This window comes from Marinimicrobium sp. UBA4209, from assembly GCF_002381585.1.
Taxonomy (GTDB): Bacteria; Pseudomonadota; Gammaproteobacteria; order Pseudomonadales; family Cellvibrionaceae; genus Marinimicrobium; species Marinimicrobium koreense.
In genome coordinates this window covers 997-9,078 of sequence record NZ_DFTP01000058.1, presented here as the reverse complement: position 1 = coordinate 9,078, position 8,082 = coordinate 997, and the positions used below count along the sequence as shown (strand labels likewise).

Annotated in this window: 7 protein-coding genes; 4 read left to right on the top strand and 3 right to left on the bottom strand. The window is 60.6% G+C overall.

What is annotated here, in order from left to right; genetic code table 11:
- Positions 1-262: disulfide bond formation protein B (locus B3187_RS08500; RefSeq protein ID WP_286805750.1), on the bottom strand; the 262-nt coding region annotated here is incomplete at its 3' end.
- A 132-nt stretch (positions 263-394) separates the two neighbouring features.
- Here B3187_RS08500 and B3187_RS08495 point away from each other — a divergent pair.
- A complete protein-coding gene (locus B3187_RS08495) occupies positions 395-838 on the top strand; it encodes a flagellar basal body-associated FliL family protein (RefSeq protein ID WP_286805749.1) in 444 nt (147 codons plus the stop codon).
- Here B3187_RS08495 and gshA read toward each other — a convergent pair.
- Both gshA and B3187_RS08485 read right to left on the bottom strand, forming a co-directional pair.
- On the bottom strand, positions 835-2,415 hold the full coding sequence (gene gshA, locus B3187_RS08490) for a glutamate--cysteine ligase (protein ID WP_286805777.1): 1,581 nt from the start codon (positions 2,413-2,415) through the stop codon (positions 835-837). The genes B3187_RS08495 and gshA overlap by 4 nt on opposite strands.
- 74 nt (positions 2,416-2,489) lie before the next feature.
- Positions 2,490-2,819 (bottom strand): hypothetical protein, encoded by a 330-nt coding sequence (locus tag B3187_RS08485; protein ID WP_286805748.1) that lies wholly within the window; start codon positions 2,817-2,819, stop codon positions 2,490-2,492.
- 319 nt (positions 2,820-3,138) lie between these two features.
- Between B3187_RS08485 and B3187_RS08480 the strand changes: the two genes are divergently transcribed.
- The 3 genes from B3187_RS08480 to B3187_RS08470 all read left to right on the top strand — a co-directional run.
- Positions 3,139-5,103, top strand: coding sequence for a hypothetical protein (locus B3187_RS08480; protein ID WP_286805746.1), 1,965 nt, complete (start codon positions 3,139-3,141; stop codon positions 5,101-5,103).
- A gap of 334 nt (positions 5,104-5,437) precedes the next feature.
- Entirely contained in the window at positions 5,438-6,496 is a 1,059-nt protein-coding gene (locus tag B3187_RS08475; protein WP_286805744.1) for a LacI family DNA-binding transcriptional regulator, read from the top strand.
- A 102-nt stretch (positions 6,497-6,598) separates the two neighbouring features.
- Positions 6,599-8,082: xylulokinase (locus tag B3187_RS08470; RefSeq protein WP_286805742.1), on the top strand; the 1,484-nt coding region annotated here is incomplete at its 3' end.

The window sequence follows — 8,082 nt, the reverse complement described above, 5'->3', positions numbered from 1 at the left end:
ACAGCTGGCGGCTGGATACGGCACCACCGGCGACCGCCGAGAGCACCCCCAACCCCGCATAAATACCCCGGCCGATGCGCCCCGGATGGTGTAAAAATGCCAGAAGCGCCCAGACGCCCACCAGAATGACGAAAATTCGCTGACTGACACACAGGGGACAGGGCTCCAACCCCATGGCGTGCTCCATATACAGTGCAACGGCCATCATGGCCATCACCGCGAGCAGGATGAGCAGGTTGGTCATACGAATGGTCAATGGCATAATCAGGTCTCTTGGGGCCATCACAAGGCGCTATCACTGCGCCGCCTTTAGGCTACAATGGTACGCAATAACGCCCTGAGCGCGCCACCATTTAGCGCACAGATTCCCGAATGAATCACCGGTAGGTTTCCGATGTCGATCTTCAAATATGCGTCTAACCGACCGTCGACAGGCTTTTTTCTGTCCTTGGCGCTCAGCGTCGGTCTGCTGTTGAGCTGGTCAGCCAGCGCCCAGGAGGATGAGCTGGAAGACGGCCAGCTTTATGTACCGCTAAGTGAGCCACTGGTGGTCAACTACGGCGGACCGGGGCGGCTCAAGTATTTACGGGCCGAAGTCTCGCTACGTCTCGATAAATCCCGGGACGCCAGTGTGATCCGCCATCACATGCCACTGATACGCCACCACCTGGTCATGCTGTTCAGTCGCCAGGGGGAGGAAGAGATCAATACCCAGAGCGGGCGCGAGCAACTTCGCCAGACCGCGCTGGCGGAAACCAACGCGCTGCTCGCGCAGGAGGAAGGTCGGGAAAACGTGGTCCGCGACCTGCTGTTCCGGAACTTTGTGGTTCAGCGCTAAGTCTCGGAGGCGCTGCAACCGCAGTCCTGATACTGGCGGTAATAGTTCGCCAAGTAGTCTTCAAAGCTGAGCTGATCCTCCGCCTCGACGGCTTCCTGGTCGCTCAGGGACTGTTCCGCCATTCGCACGTAGGCGGCTTGTTGCTCAGACGCCAGCGGACGCTGCAGAAACGCCTCCCGGTGCCGCTCGGCCAACCCCATGGAGTGGCGGAAGAAGGTCAGCTTGTCCCGGCGCATGTCTTCCAGAACCCGAGCCGAGGGCGTGAGGGCCGGGTTGTCCAGTTTGCGACGCTGCTGCGCCACCGCCGCCCGGAAGTGCCCGTCACCGGCACTCTGATCCAGCAGACCCGCGCAGTCATCCATCTCCCGCAACAGTGCACCGGCCCACTCGAACATCGATACTTCACCGGCCCCGCGGCACAAGTTCAGGCCGGGCTCACGGCCACGGTAGACAATCCGCGTCTGGTTTTCCTGGATGTTGCGATACTCCTGATCGTCCGCTTTCGGGCTCGGCGACAACAGACAGTGCAGCAGGAAGGCATCCAGAAAATGGATCTGCTCGGCACTGATACCCAAGGGCTCATAGGGGTTCAGATCAACGCAGCGCACCTCAACGTACTCTACGCCGCGCAGTCGAAGCGCCTGTAGCGCCGTCTCGCCACGCCGTGTGGTGCGCTTGGGACGCACGCTGCTGTAAAACTCGTTCTCGATCTGCAGCAGACTGGTGTTGAGCTGTTGGTACTCGCCGTCTGTCCCCTTCACGCCAACGGCCTGATAGGCCGGGTGAGGCTGGGTGATGGCTTTGCACAGCGTCTGAAGGTACGAGGGTAGATCGTTGTAGCAGACAATCATCTGTTGCTGGGCATCGCTTTGGTAACCCAGATCCCCCATGCGCAACGAGGTAGCGTAAGGGGCGTGCAGGGTATGCTCATCGCCCTCAAACGGCACCAGTTTGTGCGGCCGATTGCGCACAAATGAACGACAGACCGCAGGGGCGGCGCCGAACAGATAGATCAACAGCCAGGAATAGCGCCGGAAGTTGCGAATCAGGTCGAAGTAGCGCCGGGTTTTGAAATCCTGCAGGGAGCCGGTATCTCCCTCTTCGCCCTGCAGGGTGCGCCAGAAATCGTCCGGCAGCGAGAAGTTGTAATGGACTCCGGCAATGGTCTGCATGACCCGCCCGTAGCGGTGGGCCAGCCCCAGGCGGTACACGGTTTTCATCTTGCCGCTGTTGGAGCTGCCATAGAGCGCCACCGGCACCCCTTCCTCGCCCTTGAGCGCACAGGGCATGCTGGCCGGCCAGAGCAACTCCCGGTCCAGCACGCTATAGGTGTAACGGTGAACATCATCCAGCTGCTTGAGCAATGCATCGACCCGGGTGAACGGCTCGGTAATGAACTCAAGCAGCGCTTCGCTGTAATCGGTGGTGATATGCGGGTGTGTCAGCGCCGACCCCAGCCCTTTGGGGTGCACCGCCTGGGACAGTTCACCCTCGGGCGTCACCCGCAGACTCTCTTTTTCCACGCCCCGGCGAATGCCGCCCAGCGTCTGATTGGCGGTTGACGCGAAGTGCGTCAGAAGATGGCGGAAACGCTCGGATTGGGACAAGGTTGGCTCCTTTACAGCACGAACCGGCCGGTATTGAAAACGCGTTAGTCTTGCGCCTCTTGGGCGGACTCGGAGGGCTCAGGTGACGCTTCCGGCGCCGGCTCGGCACTGTCCGCCCGGACCGGCTTCACTCGGGCCCGCGGCGGGGGCATGTCATCCACCGCCAGCACCGGAAGACCACGCTCATCGGGCTGACAGGGCAGAATATGAATCCGCTGTTCGAAATCCTTGGCGCTCACTTCCACCTTCAGATTGATGGCCTCGTCCTTGTGGGGTGTCTTGTACAGGGCACCGCGGTCCCGACCGTCCAGCCAATCCTTCTGTTTACCCAGAAAATACCCATGCTGATTGCGCAAAATGTACAGCTCTGTCATTGATCACCTTGCAGTCGTCACTCAACGTCACAGGACGGAGGGGCGTGCGGAATCTGACCTCCGCCGAAACGGGAATTGTTCAGTGTTAGGGCCCCGAGTGCAAGGGGTTTTTGCCAAACCGTCGGTCTGGCTGCCGCCACCTCCGGTCCGTCATACCTCAAATGGGTGATGCCCCTCTACCCCACCTGTACTAGACTGCCGGGAGGAGTTTAGCGACAGCTTCGCGCCGGAGCCGCTGTTCCGCTCCATCGGCAGCGACAGGGACCCGTCCGGACCAGGATTCGGTACCGACCTCTCATAATCATATTGGAGCCAGATCATGCTTGTATTCATTCGAACCTTACTGTTGAGCTTCGCCCTGATAACGCTGGCCGCTTGCGGCGGCGGCAGCAGCGGCGGTGACACCCCACCCACCAACGACGACGGCGGCGGCGATACCAATGACGACGATGGTGGTGACACCAACGACGATAGCGATGGTGACGACGGCACCGATGATGACGGCGGGGACGACGAGCCCACCGCCGGCAGCCGTACCGGCACCTTTGTCGACAGTGCTGTTGCGGGAGTGACGTTCACCAACGCTCCCAGCGGCGTCACCGGCACCACCGACGCCCAAGGCCGGTTCACCTTTGAGCCGGGCGATACCGTGACCTTCTCCATTGGTGATCTGAGCTTCCCCCCAACCACCGCACGCGGCGTCATTACGCCTCTGACCATTGCCGGCACCGATGACCCCACTGATGTGGTAGCGACCAATATTGCCCGCCTGCTGCAGACCCTCGATTTTGATGGGGATGCCAGCAACGGCATCGATATCGCCAGCCAGGCCGCCGACTTCGCCACGGCGGTGGATTTCTCGGCTGAGGATTTCGATGATCAGGTGGCCGACCTGGTCACCAACTCCGGCAGCGACAATGCCACCCTGGTTACCGCCGAAGACGCTCGGGCTCACCTACAGGCCTCAATCGACAATGTCCGGGACCAGGCCGTGGGGAGCTGGTATTACGTGGACACGTCAGCGGCGGATCCTGAAGAACAGTTTGTCATCGTGCTGACCCTATTAGCCGACGGTCGCTTCGCCATCTTCAATGACGAGGACTGGCCCGAAATGGATGGTTTCGAAGTGGGTGAACTCGACTGGAACATCAACAATGGCCAGATCACCCTGTCGAACGTGCGCGACTACAACGGTGAGATTGGCCTGTCCGGCAGCACCTGCGCCTCAGAGGAAGACAGCCTGTTCACCTTTGACCTGGTAACTGGCGACAACCCCGGCGACGACAAGCTGTTATTGGGCGCCGACACCGGCGTCGGAGAAGGTTGCGACAGCGAAGGCGACGGTGCCGAAGTCATTGAGTTTACCCGCCTCTACAGCGACACCGACGGCCGGGTGGGCACCTGGAGCATTGATACCGAGACGGAATTCGTTCTCATCCACCTGTTTGAAAGCGGCCTGTACGCCATGCTTCAGGAGTCGCCAATGGATGATGCAGGACAGACAGGTATAGAGCGCGGCCAATACACCATCGACAGCGACACCGGCGCCGCCACGTTCACCCAGGCGACAGACACCAATGGCGAATGGGGCCTTTCACACCCCTGCCCCGGCACGGCTCCTGGAGTACGGGATTGCTTGGATGGTGGCGGCGATACGATTACTACCATCAACTTCAATGCCGAGACCAACCAGCTGGTGCTGATTGAAAGCCTGGAAACAGAAAACAATGGCGGCGAAGAGCAACCTATTCTTTTTGAAAGAATAGGTCCGACTGGCGTATCAGTAGGCTCTGGTGGTGGCTCTGGTACCGACGGCGGTGGCGACGACGACACGCCCGCGGCAACCGGTGGGTCCTACACACTGACCGAAACCCTGGTTTCGATCACCGGCCCCACCATCGACGATCCCGTCAGCGGTCCGGGGTACGACGTGTACTGCGCCGATGAGACGGTGGGCGATACCCTGGAAGAGCAGATTCAACTGGAACTGGACGCGGCCAATGGGTCATTCGTCTTAACGTCAGGCACAGGCGATGACACTGACTCCATCACCGGCACATTGACGGCGGAGGGCCAACTGAGCTTTTTTGAGCCTGTGTCAGAACATATACCACAGGAAAACTTCGTCAGCAGCGACAGCAGTGACTTTGTCGGTTATTACGACCCCGACGCCAGCAATATCAGCGGAACTTGGATAGAGGTGCGGCAAACCACGTACGTGCCTGAGGACATTACGGTTGAGTGCGCCATGAACTGGTCATGGCAGCTGACCATGAACCAGTAGGCTGACACGCTTTTCTCAGGAGCATGAAGCTTCCAACCTGAAGAGACCAGTACCTCCGTGCGGAGGTACTGGTCTCTTCTCTGCCCCCGCCATTAATCCACCTCCCCTCGAACCGACGGCCATTAGGACAATACCCCACACTCTTGCCCAAAATGAAAACGTTTCTATTTTTTGACTCAGCCACTTGCCAATCACCTAAAAACGGGTCCATAATCTGCCTTATTCAGTGTCTTAACGACCATAAGCCGGAATGGCAACGTTTTCATAAACCTTTTTATGAATACTCTCATTCCGGCCGGAGCGTCGGAGCACACAGCGCTAACGGAGCGAAACCGTGTCGATCAAGCAAGTGGCCAAATTGGCCGGGGTATCCATCTCCACGGTATCCCGGTGCCTGAACAGCCCCGACCAGGTCAAACCCAAGACCCTGGCGGCGGTTCAGTCGGCTATTGAGGAAACCGGCTACACCCCCAATGCCCTGGCCCGCAACTTTCGTCGAGGCAAAACCGGGCTGATTCTGGTGGTGCTTCAATCCGTGGGCCTGCCCTTCTGGGAAGGCGTGATGCGCGGCATCAATGGCGTCGCCCGGGAAACCGGCTATTCGATCCTGATCCGGGAAACCGCCAGCAGCCAGCCCGAGCTGGACGACTACTGCAAGATGGTCATGTCCAAGGAGGCCGATGGCATCATCGTGCTCGCCAGCCCCTCGCCCATTTCCGGCACCAGCCAGTACTCCACCCAGGCACGGCGCACCCCGATCGTGCTCGGCTGCGAAAACGTCACCGACGAAATGGCCCATATCCCCAGCGTACGGGTCGACAACCGTCGCGCCGCGAGCGAGGCCACCCAGTATCTGCTCCAGCTCGGTCACCAGCGCATCGGCTTTATCGCCGGTTCGCGCGGTTCACTGCTGACCCGTGACCGGGAGCGGGGCTACTTCGATGCCATGAAAGCCAGCCCCCAGGGCGAACACCGGGAGTGGGTGGTCAACGGCGATCAGACCATCGACGGTGCTCGGCGGGCCACCCGCAAGTTGCTCAGCCTGCCGGAGGCGCCCACCGCCATTTTCTGCGCCAACGACGAAATGGCGATGGCAGCAATCTATGAAATCAAACGCCGGGGGCTGCGCGTCCCCGAAGACATTTCGGTGGTGGGCTTCGATGACACCCGCTACGCGGCCATCATGGATCCGCCCCTGACCACCGTGGTGCAGCCCACGGAAGAGATCGGCGAGCGCACCATGCGCCGGCTGATCAGCGCCATTGAGGGCCACGATATTGGCGAGGCACCGGAAATTGTGGAGCACCGATTGATTGTCCGGGACTCGACCGCACCACCCCGCGCGGATGACCCCGGAAGTAAGCGTGGTCAGCCCTCCGAGCAGACGGTCTGAATCGATCAACGCGGATTTACTGTTAGTCACCTAAACTATAAGATGGGCAGCAAGCGGCTCAAACCCAACAGACAGCACCCAACAGACAGAAAGAGTAGAACTATGTACTTTTTAGGATTAGACATCGGCAGCTCCTCGGTCAAACTGGCCGTCATCAATGGCGAAACCGGCGAACGGGTGGTGGGCGCCACCTACCCGCCCCAGGAAATGACCATCAGCGCCCCGCAGTCCGGCTGGGCGGAACAGTCCCCGGAAGCCTGGTGGGACGCCGTGCGTCAGGGCTGCGCCCAGATGTGGGCCGAGCACCCCGAAGCGAAAGACAAGATCGGCGCCATCGGCATCTCCTATCAGATGCATGGCCTGGTGGCGGTGGATGCGCAGGGCGAGGTATTGCGCCCCTCGATCATCTGGTGTGACAGCCGCGCGGTCGCCACCGGCGAGAAAGCCTTTGAGGAACTGGGTAAAGACTGGTGCATGGAGCACCTGCTCAACTCCCCGGGCAACTTCACCGCCGCCAAGCTGCGCTGGGTGCAGGAAAACGAGCCGGATACCTACGCCAAAATCGACAAGATTCTGCTGCCCGGCGACTACATCGCCTACAAACTGAGCGGCGAGTGCACCACCACTGCCTCCGGCCTGTCCGAAGGCGTGTTCTGGGACTTTGCCGAAAACAAAGCCTCCGAAAAACTGCTCAAGCACTGGCATATCGATCCAAGCCTGTTGGCCAAACAGGTCCCGAACCTGGGCGTGCAGGGCGAAGTGAACGAACAGGCCGCCCGCGAACTCGGCATCAACCCCGGCACCAAAATCGCCTTCCGCGCCGGCGACCAGGTGGCCAACGCCATGAGTCTGAACGTGCTGGAGCCGGGCGATGTGGCCACCACTGCCGGCACCTCCGGCGTGGTCTATGCGGTCACCGACAAGAACATTGCCGACCCCGATCAGCGCATCAACACCTTCCGCCACGTCAACAAAGGCGAGGCCGAAGTGCACAAGGGCCTGCTGGCCTGCATCAACGGCGCCGGTCGGATGAACAGCTGGCTGCGCGGCGTGCTGAGCGCCGGCGGTGAAGTCTCCTACCCGAAACTGAACGAGCTGGGCGAATCTGTGGAACCTGGCAGTGAAGGCCTGAACGTCTATCCTTTCGGGAACGGCGCCGAGCGGATCATGCGCAACAAGCTGCTGTCCGCCCAGATGGATGGCCTGGACCTGAACCGTCACAGCGTCAACCACATCGCCCGCGCCACCCAGGAAGGCGTGGCCTATGCCATGAACCTGGGTTTTGATCTGATCAAGGGCCTGGGCGCGGAAACCCGCGTGGTGCGCGCCGGGCACAGCAACATGTTTTTGAGTCCGATTTTCAGCAGCGCCTTTGTGAACCTGACCGGCGCTCCGCTGGAGCTGTATCAGACCGACAGCGCCGAGGGCGTCGCCCGGGCCGCGGCCTGGGGTTGCGACTACTACACCTCCCGTGAGGATGTGTTCCGCACCCTGACCCGCAAGGCGATTCTCGAGCCGGAGGCAGCGCTGCAATCCCGTTATCAGGAACTCTATGGCCATTGGCGTGAGGCGGTCGAGCGCCGCCT